This window comes from Pseudomonas sp. 39004 (genome assembly GCF_028682155.1).
Lineage (GTDB): Bacteria > Pseudomonadota > Gammaproteobacteria > Pseudomonadales > Pseudomonadaceae > Aquipseudomonas > Aquipseudomonas capeferrum.
The window spans coordinates 1-15,303 of record NZ_JANIAG010000024.1 but is presented as its reverse complement, the minus strand read 5'-3'; the positions used below and the strand labels follow the sequence as shown (position 1 = coordinate 15,303).

General features: G+C 64.9%; 17 protein-coding genes. 12 read left to right on the top strand and 5 right to left on the bottom strand.

The annotated features are described in order from the left end of the window. Positions 1–3: 3 nt before the first annotated feature. From gspG to NP534_RS06605, 7 genes are read left to right on the top strand one after another with little or no spacing between them, the layout of a single operon-like run. A complete protein-coding gene (gene gspG / locus NP534_RS06635; RefSeq protein WP_033700983.1) occupies positions 4–438 on the top strand; it encodes a type II secretion system major pseudopilin GspG in 435 nt (144 codons plus the stop codon). Between the two features lie 2 nt (positions 439–440). Further along, complete coding sequence (gene gspH / locus NP534_RS06630; protein WP_274098207.1) at positions 441–878, top strand: type II secretion system minor pseudopilin GspH; 438 nt, start codon at positions 441–443, stop codon at positions 876–878. Then, positions 875–1,243, top strand: coding sequence for a type II secretion system protein GspI (locus NP534_RS06625; RefSeq protein WP_274098206.1), 369 nt, complete (start codon positions 875–877; stop codon positions 1,241–1,243). The genes gspH and NP534_RS06625 overlap by 4 nt, the downstream gene beginning before the upstream one ends. Beyond that, a complete protein-coding gene (locus tag NP534_RS06620; RefSeq protein WP_274098205.1) occupies positions 1,240–1,830 on the top strand; it encodes a type II secretion system protein in 591 nt (196 codons plus the stop codon). Before NP534_RS06625 ends, NP534_RS06620 begins: the two co-directional genes overlap by 4 nt. Next, positions 1,827–2,912: a GspL/Epsl periplasmic domain-containing protein gene (locus NP534_RS06615; RefSeq protein WP_274098204.1), complete on the top strand. Its 1,086-nt coding sequence runs from the start codon at positions 1,827–1,829 to the stop codon at positions 2,910–2,912. Before NP534_RS06620 ends, NP534_RS06615 begins: the two co-directional genes overlap by 4 nt. Next, positions 2,909–3,295 carry a type II secretion system protein GspM gene (gspM, locus tag NP534_RS06610; protein ID WP_274098203.1) on the top strand — a complete coding sequence of 129 codons (387 nt, stop codon included), beginning with the start codon at positions 2,909–2,911 and terminating at the stop codon, positions 3,293–3,295. The genes NP534_RS06615 and gspM overlap by 4 nt, the downstream gene beginning before the upstream one ends. Further along, positions 3,292–3,951, top strand: a complete 660-nt coding sequence (locus NP534_RS06605; protein WP_274098202.1) for a general secretion pathway protein GspN — start codon at positions 3,292–3,294, stop codon at positions 3,949–3,951. The genes gspM and NP534_RS06605 overlap by 4 nt, the downstream gene beginning before the upstream one ends. Positions 3,952–4,158: 207 nt before the next feature. Here NP534_RS06605 and NP534_RS06600 read toward each other — a convergent pair whose 3' ends face one another. The 4 genes from NP534_RS06600 to NP534_RS06585 form a co-directional block, all read right to left on the bottom strand. Beyond that, positions 4,159–8,685, bottom strand: coding sequence for a hemagglutinin repeat-containing protein (locus NP534_RS06600; RefSeq protein WP_274098201.1), 4,527 nt, complete (start codon positions 8,683–8,685; stop codon positions 4,159–4,161). 27 nt (positions 8,686–8,712) lie between these two features. Next, positions 8,713–10,392: a ShlB/FhaC/HecB family hemolysin secretion/activation protein gene (locus tag NP534_RS06595; RefSeq protein WP_274098200.1), complete on the bottom strand. Its 1,680-nt coding sequence runs from the start codon at positions 10,390–10,392 to the stop codon at positions 8,713–8,715. Between the two features lie 161 nt (positions 10,393–10,553). Then, positions 10,554–11,108: a L,D-transpeptidase family protein gene (locus NP534_RS06590; RefSeq protein ID WP_274098199.1), complete on the bottom strand. Its 555-nt coding sequence runs from the start codon at positions 11,106–11,108 to the stop codon at positions 10,554–10,556. A 21-nt stretch (positions 11,109–11,129) separates the two neighbouring features. Continuing rightward, entirely contained in the window at positions 11,130–11,681 is a 552-nt protein-coding gene (locus NP534_RS06585; protein WP_274098198.1) for an NUDIX hydrolase, read from the bottom strand. A 125-nt stretch (positions 11,682–11,806) separates the two neighbouring features. Here NP534_RS06585 and NP534_RS06580 point away from each other — a divergent pair, with 125 nt between their 5' ends. The 5 genes from NP534_RS06580 to purT all read left to right on the top strand — a co-directional run bounded on the left by NP534_RS06580 (position 11,807) and on the right by purT (position 14,992). Beyond that, entirely contained in the window at positions 11,807–12,406 is a 600-nt protein-coding gene (locus NP534_RS06580; protein ID WP_033700969.1) for a CoA pyrophosphatase, read from the top strand. Positions 12,407–12,463: 57 nt separating this feature from the next. Next, positions 12,464–12,988: a gamma carbonic anhydrase family protein gene (locus NP534_RS06575; protein ID WP_033700968.1), complete on the top strand. Its 525-nt coding sequence runs from the start codon at positions 12,464–12,466 to the stop codon at positions 12,986–12,988. Continuing rightward, positions 12,981–13,187: a DUF1289 domain-containing protein gene (locus NP534_RS06570; protein ID WP_033700967.1), complete on the top strand. Its 207-nt coding sequence runs from the start codon at positions 12,981–12,983 to the stop codon at positions 13,185–13,187. The genes NP534_RS06575 and NP534_RS06570 overlap by 8 nt, the downstream gene beginning before the upstream one ends. Before the next feature lie 79 nt (positions 13,188–13,266). Then, positions 13,267–13,734: a VUT family protein gene (locus NP534_RS06565; RefSeq protein ID WP_033700966.1), complete on the top strand. Its 468-nt coding sequence runs from the start codon at positions 13,267–13,269 to the stop codon at positions 13,732–13,734. A gap of 76 nt (positions 13,735–13,810) precedes the next feature. After that, complete coding sequence (gene purT / locus NP534_RS06560; RefSeq protein ID WP_274098197.1) at positions 13,811–14,992, top strand: formate-dependent phosphoribosylglycinamide formyltransferase; 1,182 nt, start codon at positions 13,811–13,813, stop codon at positions 14,990–14,992. A gap of 38 nt (positions 14,993–15,030) precedes the next feature. Here the strand turns inward: purT and NP534_RS06555 are convergent. After that, positions 15,031–15,303 (bottom strand): MFS transporter (locus NP534_RS06555; RefSeq protein ID WP_337994312.1); only part of this gene is annotated, 273 nt, incomplete at its 5' end.

The following is a 15,303-nucleotide window of genomic DNA, read 5'->3' as shown; positions in this document are numbered from 1 at the left end:
TCCATGCAGCATCGTCGTAACCGTCAGCGTGGCTTCACCCTCATGGAGATCATGGTGGTGATCTTCATCATCGGCCTGTTGATCGCCGTGGTCGCACCCAGTGTGCTCGGCAACCAGGACAAGGCCATGCGGCAGAAGGTCATGGCAGACCTGGCCACACTCGAACAGGCGCTGGACATGTACCGGCTGGATAACCTGCGTTTTCCCAGTAACGAGCAAGGCTTGGCTGCGCTGGTGAAAAAGCCCGAGCAGGCGCCGCTACCGCGTGCCTGGCGCAGCGATGGCTATGTGCGCCGCCTGCCGCAAGACCCATGGGGGACGCCGTACCAGTACCGCATGCCTGGCGAGCATGGGCGCGTTGATGTCTATTCGCTGGGTGCCGATGGTGTGCCTGGCGGCGAAGGGCAGGATGCCGACCTGGGTAACTGGGCGCTGTAAGGGTGCGCCGTGAACAAGGCTTCAGCCTGATCGAATTGCTGGTGGTGCTGGCCATCGCCGGGTTGATGACCACCCTGGCCGTGGCCTGGCTCGACAGCGGCAAGACGAATGTCGACCAAGCGCTGCAACGCCTGGCGGCCGAAACCCGGACCCAGGCGGCGCTGGCCCGCCATGCCGGGCAGTTGCGCGGGTTGCGCTGGACTGGCCAGCGGCCGGAGTTTGTCCGCCGCGAGGGCAACGCCTGGGTGGTCGAGACCGTCGCGCTCGGCGACTGGCCCAAGGGCCTGCGCCCGGACTGGCCCGCCAGCGCGCAGCCGCAGCTTCTGTTCACGCCGCAAGGCTGGGCCCAGCCGGGCTCGGTGCGCTGGCAATGGGCCGAAGGCAGCCAGCAATGGGCCTGGCGCCGCGATGGCAAGCTACAGATGGCGCCACTGCCATGAAGCGCCAGCAGCGCGGTTTCACCCTGCTGGAAGTGACCGTGGCCCTGGCGATTGCCGCCGTGCTGGCGGTGATCACCAGCCAGGTCTTGCGCCAGCGCCTGGCGGTGCAGGACAACCTGCAGCAGCACCGCCTTGGCCTGCTGTGCGCGCGCGAGCTGCAAGCCCGTTTCGTCGTCGAACAGTACTGGCCGGCCAGCAACCAGGTGGGCGGCCAACTGAGCCAGGGCGGCCAGCTGTGCCATTGGCAGATGCAGTTGCGCCGCACCGGCGTGCGTGACCTGCGCCGGGGCGAACTGCAGGTGTTCGGCGACCGCGACCAGCGGCTGCCGCTTGGCCAATACAGTGTATTTCTGGAGCGCCCATGAAGCGGCATCAGGCAGGCCTTACCCTGATCGAACTGATGGTCGCCCTGGCCCTGACCGCGCTGCTCGGCATCATGCTGGCGGCATTGGTCAACGGCTGGCTGAAGGTGCGTGAGCGGTTGCAGGTGAGCAGTCAGCAAACCTCGGTGCTGGACTTTTGCCTGGCGCTGGAGCGGCGCCTCGACAGCCCGGTGCTGCGCCGGGTGTACGAACAGCGTCTGCCCTTGGCCAGCCGCTGGTTCGATTGGCAACCCGCGAACGGCCAACTGCTGTGGGTGGCGGCCACCGGCCTGCCTGAAGCTGAAGGCGGGTCGCGCCTACAGCGCCAGCGCTTGCGCTTCGAGGCGCGCGAGCAGCGTCTGTTGCTGGAGAGTTCGGCCGACTTGTATGCCGCGACTGCTGCGCGCTGGGTATTGCGCGAGCAACTTGAAGGGGTGAGCAAGGTGAACGTTCTGTATCACCAGGGCGGCCGCTGGCAGCCCTGGCCTTCCGATCAACCGGCGCACCCCGGCCGTGGTGTGCGCCTGGAGCTGCAGCGTGATGGAGCACCGTATGTCTGCACGTTCGTTATTCCCTGGGGGCGTTCATGAAGGTTGATTGGCGTCGACGTTCGCCGGCCCGGCCTTGGCTGTTGTTGCGCCCAGGCAGCCCTTGGGACTGGCTGCTGGTCGAGGGCGGTATCGCGCAGCGCCAGGGGCAGGGCGAGCCCCCGGCGAACCTGCAGGCGCGGGTGGCGTTGATCGTGCCTGCCGAGCACTGCAGCCACTTCCAGTTGCCCGCACCGCCGGGGCTCAGGCGTGAAGAATGGCCATTGTTGCTTGAAGACCGCTTGCTGCAGGGCGCGGATGAGGTGGTGTGTGGGTGTTTGGGCCGTGAAGCCGGGCAGGTGCGGCTACTGACCGTGGCGCGTCAGCATCTGGAGGGCTGGCGCGGGCAGTGTGTGGAATGGGGGGTGTCGGTCGAGTGTTGCTGGGCCGAATTTCAGTTGCTGCCTGCTCCTGAGGCGGGTGTGGCCTGGTGCTGGCAGAAGCCGGGCGGGTTCAGCTTGATGAAGGGGCTGAGCGAAGGCGCGGGCGAACGCTGGTTGGCCTGGCCTGATGTGCTGGGCGATGTGCGGGTCGAACCCTGGCCGCAACTGCGCAGGGTGCCGCTCAAGGGGCGTTGGCCCGACGAGTTGGCGCCGCTCGACAGCCTGCCTGGCCTGTTCGAGCAGCGACGACCTCGCACCTTTGTTGGCCCCTCGCGAGCGCAGCGTCAGTTGATTGTCGCCTGCCTGCTGCTGGCCTGCACCTGGGGCAGCCTGTGGTTGGTCCAGCAATGGCGCCAGGTAAAGCTCTGGCAAGCCCAGGTGCTTGCCGTGACCGGCGAGCAGGCAGGGCCGCGGCAGGCGGCGCAGGCGCTCAAGCGCCTGCGCGAAGCCGAACTGCAGCAGCAATTGCGTGTACGTCAGTTGGCAGACTTGCAGGGGCGCTTGCAGGCCTGGTTACTAGAGCATCCCGGCTGGCGCCTGCAAGCCGTGCGCTTCGACGGCCAACGCTGGCATGTGCGCCTGGAGGGGGAGGGGGCCGCACCGCCCTGGGGCGAGATGGCCAGTGCTGTCGGGGCACAGGTGCAAGTGAACGGGGATGCATCGTCGACCCGTGTGGTTTTCGACCTGGAGGTGGCGACATGAACCGGGACTGGGTACAGCGTCATCGCCTGGCGCTGGCCGGGGGGCTGATTGCGCTGCTGTCGAGCGTGCTGGTTGTACGCGAAGGTCTGGCGCAATGGCACGCGCTTGGCCAATGGCGGGCGTTGGCGCAGAAGGCGGCAGGTTTGCAGGGGGGCGCGCCGCTGAGCTTGGAGCGTCTGCACCAGTCGGCGCAAGCGCGGCGCATCGAGTTGCAGGAAGTGGTCGCACAGGGTGAAGCCTGGCACATGCAGGGTCAGGTGGCCGATGAGCAGGCCCTGCTGGGCTGGGTCGTTTCGCTGCAGAGCGAGGGCGCGCAACCGTTGCAGTGGGGGGTGGAGCAAGCCCCCAACGGCCTGCGTTTTGACCTGGTGCTGCGGCCATGAGCCGGGGCGGCCTGGCGTGGCTGCTGCTGGTGTTCGTGCTGACCTTGCTGGTGGAGCTGCCGGCCAGTTGGCTGGTGCGTGGGTTCGGCCTGCCGGCTACGGGAGTGAGCGGCAGCTTGTGGCAGGGGCAGGCGACGCAACTTGGGCCGTTCGGGCCATTGCAGTGGGCCGTGCAGCCTTGGCGTTTGCAGGGCCAAGGGGCATTGGGCTTTCAGGGGCAGGCCTGGCAGGTGCGGGTTGAAGGCTGGCCTTGGCGTTGGGGGCTTGAGGTTCAGCCCGCAGCGGCACAAGTGACTGTGCCTGCGGCCTATCGCCTGGTCGGGCAATGGCAGGGTACGCTGCGGGTGCACGGTGCGGGGCGGCAATGCCAGGCTGCCGAGGGGCGTATCAGTGTCGCGGACCTGGCGCTGAGTGAACCCTGGTCGTTGGGGTTAGGGCAGGGATGGCTCGAGGTGCAGTGCCGAGGTGGTTGGCATGTGCTGGGGCAGTTGGTGCAGCAGGGGCAGCATCAGTTGCAGGTGGATGCGCACCTGCTGGAGCGACAGGCCCAGGTCACCCTCGCGCTGCAGCCCGATGCCGCCCTGACGCCGCTGCTGCGCGGTGCGCAATGGCTGGGGCCAGAGGCGACAACGGGGCAGCGGCTGATCAGGTGGTAATCACTTGAATGAGGTCGCGGCCATTGATGGATCGCTAACTTATTGATTTATACGGAGGGTCTGTGGGAGCGGGCTTGCCCCGCGAACACCGGCCAAGCCGGTGCCAGGCACCGCGCGGCTTATTCGCGGGGCAAGCCCGCTCCCACAGGATCCCGGCCAAGTCATCACGTCATGGATGGGTTCATGAAAGCGTCGACGGGCAACGGGTTATTCCGCCTTGCCTTGAACGCTCGATACCCACTGCTCGCTGCGGTTGTGCCCGCTGGTGCGCAGTAGGCCCAGGTCAAGCGCATTCTCCCCGTCTGCAGCGCCCTTGCCCTTGGTGAATTCGGCCACCGCAGTGCCCAGGTCCACCGGCGAGTTGGACGCATCGATCGACACATCGCGGCGGTAGTCGCTGCCATTCAAGGTTTCACGGGTAACGGCATTGGCCTTCAACTCGACAGCGCCTTTGCCCGATTGCAGCCGGGCGCCCACCAGGCGGGCATCGCCACCGACCTTGAGATCAAGCCCTTCACTGCCCTTGAGCGTGGCCTGCCTGGTCACGGTGTCGCGCTGTTGGTGTGATACATCCAGGCGCAAAGTCGGGGAAAAACCAGGATCGGCCTTGCTCAAGGCAGCGCCGGCTTTTTTGCCGATTTTGTCACTCAGCGGCCCAGCCAGCGCGTTGGCGGCGTTGGTGTAGCCCTGCGGGTTCTTCTCCTGGCTCAGGCGCAGGTCGCCTTTCACGCTCAAGCTGTCGACGCGGTCCTTGCGGCTGGCAACGCGCAGGTCGCCGCCAACATCACCGGTAATGCGCCCGGCTTCCAGGCTGGCACCTTCGATGCGCGTGTCGCCACGGCTTTGCCACTGGATTTTTTCGGCGCGCAGTTGGCTGGCATTCCACGTGTGGTTGTCTCGTTTGTCCAGCGCCACCTGGGCGCGGCCATGCAGGCCGAGGGTATCGGTAGCGCCCTTGGCCATGTTGAAGCCGGCACCGGCCGTGATGTCGAGGTTGTCGCGTTGCTCGCGGTCGCTCGAAGCTTCGATCAGCATGCCGCCGCCTGCGGCGTTGAGCTCGATCTGTTCGGCCGAGGCTTGCAGGCCCTCAAGGTGCACGGCGATGTCCTCCCGGGCACGGCTGCTGAGGGTGAGCTTGCCCGCGCTTTCGAAGCTGGCATTGACGGCCTGGCTGGCGTCTTCGTTCTGCTTGCCATGGTTGAAGTGACCGCCGACACCGCCACCTTTGGTCGCGCCACTCTTGGCTGCCAGCTCCAGGCCGCCACCCAGGCTGCCGCCCTTGGCCTGCTGGGTATTGCTGGCCGCAGTGACCTGCAAGCGGCCACCACTTTCCAGCACGGTATCGCCGACCTTGGCTTCACGGCTGCCGATACGCGTGCCTTCCAATACAAGGTCAGCCTCACTGCTCAGATGCACAGCGCCCTTGGCGTCGATTTGCGCCACCTGCGCCTTGGTCTGCGCACTGTTCTGCTGGTTGTGATCCAGGTAGCCACGGGTGTCGACGCCGGTGCTGCCGGGGCGGTTGCCGACCTTGGCCCAGGCATTGCCGTCAAGCTGCTTTGATGCCTGGCTGTTACGGTCAGTGGCCTGCGGCAACGACAGCGTGCCGCCGCTGTGCATCACCACAGCGCCGTCGCCACCGTCGATGCGCGTGCCCTCGTACTTGCCATCGCTGCCCAACTGCACCTGGATACCCTGTTGGCCATAGAGGCTGCCGGGCACGGCGGTACTGGCCAGGTCGTGTTTATCCAGCGAGCCGCCTTTACCGGCAATGCGTACATTGAGATCGTTGCCGGTGCTGGTGTCCACGCGGGCATCGCCGCCATAGGCCAGGCGCTGCACGGTATCGGCCTGGGTGTTTTCGGCGGCGCTCAGGTGGTGCTGCGTGGCATCGATCAAGAGCTTGCCGGCGTTAGCCTTCCACGCGGTGCCCTGGTCATCGATGACATCGGCCTTGACCTCGACTGCAGCCCCCGACAACTCACTCACCTGGGCAAAGCCGCGGCGTTGGTTTTCCAGGCGCTTGAGGTGGTCTATGGTCATGTCGGCACCGGCGCTTGGCGCCACCATCGCGTCTTCAGGCGAGCCCTGCTGGAAGCGCGCCGCCTCTTCGCCCAGCACCAGCCGTTCGATGGGGCGGGTCAGGTCACGGTATTCGACGCTGGCGCCCAGGCTGCCTGCCCAGTTGTCGGTGACGCTTTCACGCTCTTGGGTATCTTGCACGGCACGGTTCTCGATGTGCTTGGCGGTTACTTTCAGTTGCTGGCCGGCTTCGACGCGCGCCGCTTCGGTAAGCAAACGCTCGGCGTCCAGCTTCACGTCCCCACTGGCCTGCAACTCGCTGCGTTGGACGGTGCTGTCGCGTTCGAGCTGGCTTTGGGTGTTGTGATGGCCTGCGAAGGCACTGCCCAGCCGATCGATACCCCCTGTCACTTTCAAGCTGCCTCCACTCTGGCTGTCGTTGCTGACGTACTCGCGTTCATTACGGGTTGCGCCAAGGCTGACCTGTTTGGCGGCCACAGTGAGGTCGCCAGCGCTTGCCACGACCTTGGAGCCATTGACCTGCAGGTGGGCATCGCTTTGCAGTTCGACCGAAGCGCCTTTCAGTTCGCTGGCGACCTGCGTTGTTTCCTGCACCTTGCCCGTCGTGTTGGCGACCTGGTAGCCCACGCTGGCTTCGTACTGGCGTGATTGCGGTTTGCCGTCCTGTGCCTCCTGGGTCTGCTTGGCGCCGACACTGAAGCCGCGTTGCTGTTGATCGGTTTGTGTTTCGCTGCGCGACTGCGCGCTGTCGATCGTCAGGTCGCCCTTGGCCTGCACCTGCAGGTGCTTGCCGGCTTCGATTTTTGCCCCGTGGATGCGCAGTTCCTCGGCGCTGGCCAGGCGCAGGTTACTGCTGGACGAAACGTCGCTGAGCAGTACCTGGTCCTTGCGTGCGGTGTCCTTGCTATCGCTGCCGATCAGGCCGAACAGTTTGCTGTTGCTCTGATGGTCAGTCGACGTGCTGCTGCCGTGGTCGGCCTCGATCGCCAGCAGGCCCTTTTCGCTGTACAGCACCGAATCTTCCTTGCCGTGCACCTTGCTGCCTTTGATGGTGACCTGGTCGGCCGTCACGTTCAGCTTGCCGTCTGCCGTCACATTGCTGCCAACCACTGTCTGCCCTTGGCTGTCATTACCCTTGCGATCACCAAAGAAGGTCCCGGAGACCAGGTCGCCGCGGTAGTTGCGCTGTGTGCCGCTGTCCTGCAGTGCAGTGGTGCCGATCTCGACTTGTCGCGCCTTGATCTGCATGTCGCTGTTGCTGTGCAGCGTGCTGCCTTGAAGCGTGAGGGTATCGGCCGCAGTGAGGGCCATGCGCTCGGCATTCAACGTGCTGCCCCGGGCTGTTTCCCGGGTTTGCTCGGTGTCGCTGTCACCGCGCCACAAGTCCTTGCGGTGGCGTACCTGTTCTTTGATGTGCTGGCTGTCGATGCCTGCCACGATGTCCAGCTTGCCGGCACTGTCGACGCTCAATTCGCCGCCCGCCTTCACATCGGCGGCTACCAGGCGCATGTCAGCGCCCGATTGCAGCGTTACGCTGTCTTGGCCGCGCAACTGCGTGCCGTGCTGCTGGTTTTGGGTGGTGGTGCGCTCGCGGTTGTAGGTTTCGCGGGTGATGAAGAGAAACTTATTCTTCCAGTTTTCGCGGTCGTGTTCAGTGTTTGCCAGGCTGTCGGCATCCAGGGTGAGTGACTGGCCGGCCTTGACCACCACCTGTTGCGCCTGCCCATCGACGGCCCGCAGGGTCAGGTCTTGCGCGGCGCTGAGGTTCAGTGCGCCCCGTTCGCTGTGCAGTTCGCTGGGGTTGTCCGCCTTGCCGCTGATGTGCAGGTCGCCGGCCGAATGGATGTCGATACCGTCGCTGGCATGCACCTTTGCCGGCCCCATGCGCACCCCCGCGCCTTCAGCGGTGCTCAGCACGCGGATACGCCCGGCACGCATGGCACCGAACAGGGTGGCATCGACACTGCCCTGTTCGCCGGGCAGGTGTTCGACCACCTGCCCGCTGGCGTGCTCGATGCGGTTGCGGCCAACCGTGACGTTCAGTTCATTGGCAGCCATGAGCAAGCCTTTGCTGTCTATGCGCGGCGCGATCAGGTCAAGGGCACCGGTGCTGTTGCTCTGGCCGTCGTCGAGTACCTGCAGGGAGCCACTGGCGTTGAGGGTGTCGAGGTATTTGAGTTGCTGGTCCTCGAATTCCGGGGTGCCGACCACGAAGCCTGCGCGGGTGGTGTTGATGAAGCTGCCGCCGTTGAGGGTGATGCCATTGGGGTTGGCCAGGATGTAGTCGGCCGGGCGGCCGAAGATTTCCTGCGGCCCCTCGATCAGCGAAGCGTTGCGGCTGATCACCTCATTGAGGATGGTCGAGGCGGCCTGGCCCTGGAACTGCGGGTTGGCCGCAAGGGCGCCGGCCAGTTGCGACTGGCCCGCCTGCGTGGCGTTGTTCAGCACCACGCCGGGGTTGCCGACGTTGTAATCGAGGAACTGGTTGTGCGACAGGCCGCCAGCGTTGGGTGCAACGATGTCGATGACCGGGACGCCATGGCCGTTGTTGATGAGCGGGGTGCCTGCCGGGCCGCTGGCCGCTTCCAGGCCACCCGTGGCCTGCGCGGTGCTGGAGCCGAGCAGGGCGAGGAAGATGGCCCAACGCAAGGTATTGGGGTGGGTATACGTCAACTGCGAGAGTGTTTGCATGTTCTCGTTCTCTTTGTTGTGGGTGAATCAGATGTTCAGGTGCCACTCCAGTACCCAGAAGCCCGGCTCCAGAAGCGTGCGGGGCCGGTCGCTGGTGTACAGGGCGCGTTGATAATCGAGGCGCAGGCGGCTGTCGGGCAGGCTCACTTCGATGCCGGCCGCTGCACCGGCCAGGCGCAGGACGGGGCTGTCACTGGCGAGTCGGGTCCAGCCGAGGTCGAGGCCGACGTAGGGGCGCACTTGCAACGGTGCCGCCCAGGCGGGGCTCAGCGGGCGGCTCAAGGTGTTGCGCCAGGCCGCGCCAGTGGCGCCGGCGTAAGTGTGCAGGCGGAACCCGCGTACCGCCGAGTCGTCGCTGGCCAGCAGTTGTTCGACGGCGGGCAGTGGGTCGGGGCTGTACTGCAACCCCAGTTCGCTTTGCCAGCGCCAGGGCTGCGCTGCTGCGCCTTGGCGAAGGTGCAGGAGGGAGGCGCGATATTTGACGAAATCGCTGCGCAGCCCGTTGCTGCGCATGGCCGGGTTGTCCTTGGACAGCCCCTCAAGGCCGTGGGCGACCCCCACATACCCGTTCCACAGTCCGTTCTCAAGCCAGAGCCACTGCAGGCCGGCCTCGACGCTGGTGAGGGTAGGGCTCTGCAAGTCGACGACAACGCCACCGGTGCGGTTGACCATCTGCTTGCGGTCCACCCGGGCGCTGGCGCTGAGCATGCCCTGCTGATTGCGCCACAGCACGCGCTCGGCGCTCACGCCCTGGAAGCGGCTGCGGCCACTGCTGGTCTGTTGCCCGTGCGGGATGGGGGCGTGGTAACGCAACTGGCTGGCGTTGAAGGCGAATGTCCACGGACCGTAGGGGATGCTGTAGTACACCGTGATGCCCGTGCTGGTGCCCGGCGCATCGAAGACGGTGCTGGCCAGCCACAGGCGCAGGTCGTCGTTAAGGCCCAGCGGGCTGTCCAGGCCGACCCCGAGGTTCAGGCGATGGCGGCCGGTCAGTTCACTGCCGCGGTTGTCCAGGCGGCCGTCCAGATGCCACCGAGAGGCGACTTTGTGGGGCTGAACGCGCACGCGAGTGCCGCCTTGCAGTTCGCCGGGGAGCAAGTCGGCACTCAAGTCGTAGGCACGCAGGCGGTTCAACTGGTCGAGCCCTTGCTCCAGGTCGGGGAGGTACAGCGGCTGCCCCAGTACGTCAGGAAAAGCGCCGCGCAAGGAAAGGGGCAGGTCGGCACCGAGCTCGATCGACTCGACAAAACCTTCGCTGATGACGATATCCAGCGGGGCGTCATCTTCGGGGGGCTGGCGCAAGTAGGGGCGGCTGGTCGGATAGCCGGCCTGGACATAGCGCTGGGTAATGGCCTTGAGCAGGCGGTTGATATCGACGATGCCCATGCAAGGTTGCATCAGCGGCACCACGGTCGCCTCCAGTGCTGTCCCCGACACGTGTCGATGGCCGGCCAGGCGCACGCCGCTCACCGACCAGCAGTGGCTGTCGGCAGTCTGTGCACTCTGGCTGTGCTGATTACCTTGCGCGGCAGGCACCCGTTGCCAGCGCTCAAGGCGTTGTTGCTGTTCCAGTTGTCGCAGCGTTTGCTGCTGATCGCGCAACTGTTGGCTGGCCAGGTCGTCGGCCAATGCCAGGGCGCTGGTCATCACGACGGTCAGGCAGCAGACCAGCAGCCTGCAGGCAATGATGAGAATTCGGTACGGCATTCAAGCACCCCGCAGAGGACGTACGGATTTCGTATTCGTCTGCGTGGATGCTAAGAATTAAGTGATTGGCTTGGATGCAGTACCCTGCCTAAGCGGCTGTCAGGCGGGTTCTCGTTTAGGGTGCGAAAGCTCCTACAGGATGACTCGGCATGCAGGACGTGTCAGGGACGAATCTCGATCAATGTACCGTCCTTGACCAGCTCCCAGACCTCCTGCATGTCGTGGTTGCGCATGGCGATGCAACCTTCGGTCCAGTCCAGTGTGTGGAAGTACCACTCGGGGTAGTCATCATTGACCGGTGTGCCGTGGATCATGATCATGCTGCCGGCACTCACGCCTTCGCGGGTGGCGCGTGCGGCATCTTTGATGTTGGGGTAGGAGATGTGCATGGCGAGGTTGAAGCGGTCGCTCTGCTTGCGCCAGTCCAGCCAATAGAGGCCTTCGGGGGTCTTGCGGTCGCCTTCGCGTTCCTTCGCGCCCTTGGGCTGCTTGCCCAGGGAAATGCGGTAGGTCTTGAGCGGTTCGCCGCGACTGATCAGTTGCAGGCGGCGCTCGGACTTGATCACCAGCACCTTGTCGATCAGCGGTTGCATGGCCTGCTGCGAAGGCGACGGTGTTTGCGCTGCCGGCAGGGGCTTGCGCACGATGGTCTCGGTGAAGGCCGCCTGGGACACCGAGGTAACGCAAAGGCAGAAAAGGGCGAGCAACCAGCGCATGAAACGGTATCCCTGATGACGTTAGGTGGTAGACGTGACATTCATCGGTGGCAGGTACTCATGGCCTATGGGGTAGTGCTGCCCGATGCGGTCGCGATAGTAGCATTCTAGTGTGCGTGTGACGGTGCGGAAAGCCAGCTCGCTCCACGGTATCTCATGCTCCTCGAACAGCCGCACTTCCAGGCTCTCGATACCCACATCGAAGCGCAGGTCGGCCAGTTCGGCGCGGAAGAACACATGCACCTGGTTGATGTGCGGCAGGTCGAACAATTGGTACAGGCTCATGGGCCCGACCTGGGCGCAGGCTTCTTCGACGGTTTCACGACGGGCGGCCTGGTCGAGGGTCTCGCCGTTCTCCATGAACCCGGCCGGTAAGGTCCAATAGCCACGGCGTGGCTCGATGGCGCGCCGGCACAGCAGCACCTGGCTGCCCCAGGTGGGCAGGACCCCCGCCACGATGTTGGGGTTCTGGTAGTGAATGGTCTGGCAATACTCGCAGACATACCGCAGGCGGCTATCGCCCTCGGGTATCCGCTGAATGACCGGCTGGCCGCACGCGCTGCAGAATTTCATGCTTATCTTCCCTTATGACAGGGCTATCTTGGCGTGGCAGCCGGGCGGCCGCAAGCGCACAGGGCTTGGGTGCTTCTCGGCTTTGGTGCATCATGCAAGACAGGCCTTGGATACGAGAGTGCGCAATGCTGGACGAGCTACTTCGCCGAATGAGCAACCATGAACCCGCATCACTGGAAACCGACCGACGGTTTCCCGAAGCGGCGGTACTCTTGCCCATTACCCGCAGCGAAGCGCCCGAACTGGTCTTGACCCTGCGCGCCAAGGGCTTGTCGACCCACGGTGGCGAAGTTGCCTTCCCCGGTGGCCGGCGCGACCCTGAAGACCCGGACCTGGTGTTTACCGCCCTGCGCGAAGCCGAAGAAGAAATCGGCCTGCCCCCTGGGCTGGTGGAAGTGATTGGCCCGCTCAGCCCGCTGATCTCGCTGCACGGCCTGAAAGTGACGCCATTCGTCGGGCTTATTCCCGATTTCGTCGAGTACCGCGCCAATGATGCCGAGATCGCGGCAGTATTCACCGTGCCGCTGGAGTTCTTTCGCCAAGACCCGCGCGACCATACCCACCGTATCGATTACCAGGGCCGCAGTTGGTATGTGCCCAGTTACCGCTACGGCGAATACAAGATCTGGGGGTTGTCGGCGATCATGATCGTCGAGCTGGTCAACCTGCTGTATGACGCCGGCATCAGCCTGCATCAACCCCCGGAGCGTTACATCGAGATCTGAGCGGGGCCCACCCCGCCGTCTGCTACAAACCGCCGCCGTTTATCCTGAGGAGCGAGCATGAAATATCGCCTGGGCGACCTGCGGGTCGACAGCCACCCCACCAGTTGGATCGCGCCCAACGCCACCGTGATCGGCAACGTGCGCCTGCAGGCCCGTGCCAGCGTGTGGTTTGGCGCTGTATTGCGCGGTGACAACGAGCTGATCGACATCGGCGAGGACAGCAATGTCCAGGACGGCACCGTGATGCATACCGACATGGGTTCGCCGCTGACCCTGGGCAAGGGCGTGACGGTCGGCCATAACGCCATGCTGCATGGCTGCACGGTCGGCGATTACAGCCTGGTGGGTATCAATGCGGTGATCCTCAATGGGGCCCGCATCGGCAAGCACTGCATCATCGGCGCCAATGCGCTCATCCCCGAGGGCAAGGAGATCCCTGACGGTTCGCTGGTGATGGGCTCGCCGGGCAAGGTGGTGCGTGAACTGAGCGAGCAGCAGATGCGCATGATCGAGGCCGGTGCCGCGCACTATGTGCACAATGCCCAGCGCTATGCGCGCGAACTGGTGGCTGACGATGAGTGAGGTCATTGCCGTCGAACGTCCGGTCGCTTCGCCTTGCGTCAGCATCTGTGCGCTGGACGAGCAGGATATCTGCACCGGCTGCCAGCGGACCGTGGCCGAAATCGGCCGCTGGGGGCGGATGGACAACACCGAGCGTCGCGCCGTACTGAAGCTGTGCCATGAGCGGGCGGTGGCCGCTGGGTTGATCATGGGGCAATGATTCGGCGCTGGCTGCCTCGCGGGTTTACCCGCGAAGCAGCCAGCGGTAATCTGTACGGCTTGCCCACAGATTACCCGCCATGTTCTATCTCATCGCCTATATCAGCAGCGTAGTGCTGATCAACTACGCCTTTTCCAGCGCCCCGCACCTGGACATCATCTGGTCCGCCTGGGGTGGCCTGGTGTTCATCCTGCGCGACATGGTGCAGACCCGCTTCGGGCATGGCGCCCTGGTCGCCATGCTGGTGGCCCTGGTGCTGTCCTACATCACCTCTGAGCCTGCCATCGCCCTGGCCAGCGCCACGGCGTTCTTCGTTTCCGAGCTGATCGACTGGCTGGTGTTCAGCATCACTCGTCGGCCCCTGCGTGACCGCCTGTGGCTGAGCTCGGCGTTGAGCATTCCGGTCGATACCTTCATTTTCTTCGGCATGATCGGCGCGCTGACCCCTGCCGTGATCGGCACGGCCATGGCCTCTAAGTTCGCCGGTGTCACCGCCGTTTGGCTGGCCATGGCATTTCGCGCCCGGCGGGCTGCCGCGGTCGGTTGATGGTGTAGAATACGGGTCCTTTTTCAGCGGGCGGCGCTTAGCCTGGCGCAGCCCCGGACGCCTTCGAGGACCTGAAATGACCCGTATCGGAACCCCATTGTCGCCCACCGCGACCCGTGTACTGCTCTGCGGCTGCGGTGAGCTGGGCAAGGAAGTGGTGATCGAGCTGCAGCGCCTGGGCGTCGAAGTGATCGCCGTGGACCGCTACGCCAATGCGCCGGCCATGCAGGTGGCGCACCGCAGCCATGTGGTCAACATGCTCGATGGCGTTGCCTTGCGCGCGGTGATCGAGGCCGAGAAGCCGCACTACATCGTCCCCGAGATCGAAGCCATCGCCACCGCGACCCTGGTCGAACTGGAGAGCGAAGGTTTCACCGTGGTGCCCACGGCCCGTGCCACCCAGCTCACCATGAACCGTGAAGGCATCCGGCGCCTGGCTGCCGAAGAGCTGGACCTGCCGACCTCGCCGTACCACTTTGCCGACACCTACGAAGACTACGCCAAGGCCGTGGCCGATGTCGGCTACCCGTGCGTGGTCAAACCGGTGATGAGCTCGTCGGGCAAGGGCCAGAGCCTGCTGCGCAGCGATGCCGACCTGCAGCAGTCCTGGGACTACGCCCAGGAAGGCGGGCGTGCCGGCAAGGGCCGGGTGATCATCGAGGGCTTCATCGACTTCGATTACGAAATCACCCTGCTGACCGTGCGTCATGTCGGCGGCACCACCTTCCTCGAGCCTGTCGGCCATCGTCAGGAGAAAGGTGACTATCAGGAATCGTGGCAGCCCCAGGCCATGAGCCAGAAGGCCCTTGCCGAGTCGCAACGAGTGGCCAAGGCGGTCACCGATGCACTGGGCGGGCGTGGCCTGTTCGGCGTGGAGTTGTTCGTCAAGGGCGACCAGGTGTGGTTCAGCGAAGTGTCGCCGCGCCCGCACGACACTGGCCTGGTGACCTTGATCTCCCAGGACCTGTCGCAGTTCGCCTTGCACGCCCGCGCCATTCTCGGCCTGCCGATCCCGGTGGTGCGCCAGTTCGGGCCGTCGGCGTCGGCGGTGATTCTGCCGCAGGGGCAATCGCAGCAGACCAGTTTCGCCAACCTCGGTGCTGCGCTGAGCGAGCCGGATACGGCCATTCGCCTGTTCGGCAAGCCGGAAATCAACGGCCAGCGCCGCATGGGCGTGTGCCTGGCGCGTGACGAATCGATCGAAGCGGCGCGGGCCAAGGCGACCCGTGCTTCGCAGGCGGTCAAGGTCGAGTTCTGATCTGAAATGGCTGGGGGCGCAAAGCGCCCCCAGCGTCTTCACAGTTCGGTATGCCGGGTTTCTTTAAGGCACAGCACGGCAATCAGACTGATCACCGCCGCCACCGAAACATACCCGCCCACCCAGCTCAAGCCGCCCATGCTCACCAGCTTCTGGGCAAAGAACGGCGCCGCCGAAGCCCCCAGGATGCCCCCCAGGTTATACGCCGCCGACGCGCCGGTATAACGCACGTGGGTCGGGAACAGCTCGGGCAGCAACGCCCCCATTGGCGCGAAGGTCACCCCCATCATGTACCGCTGACTCTTGACGAG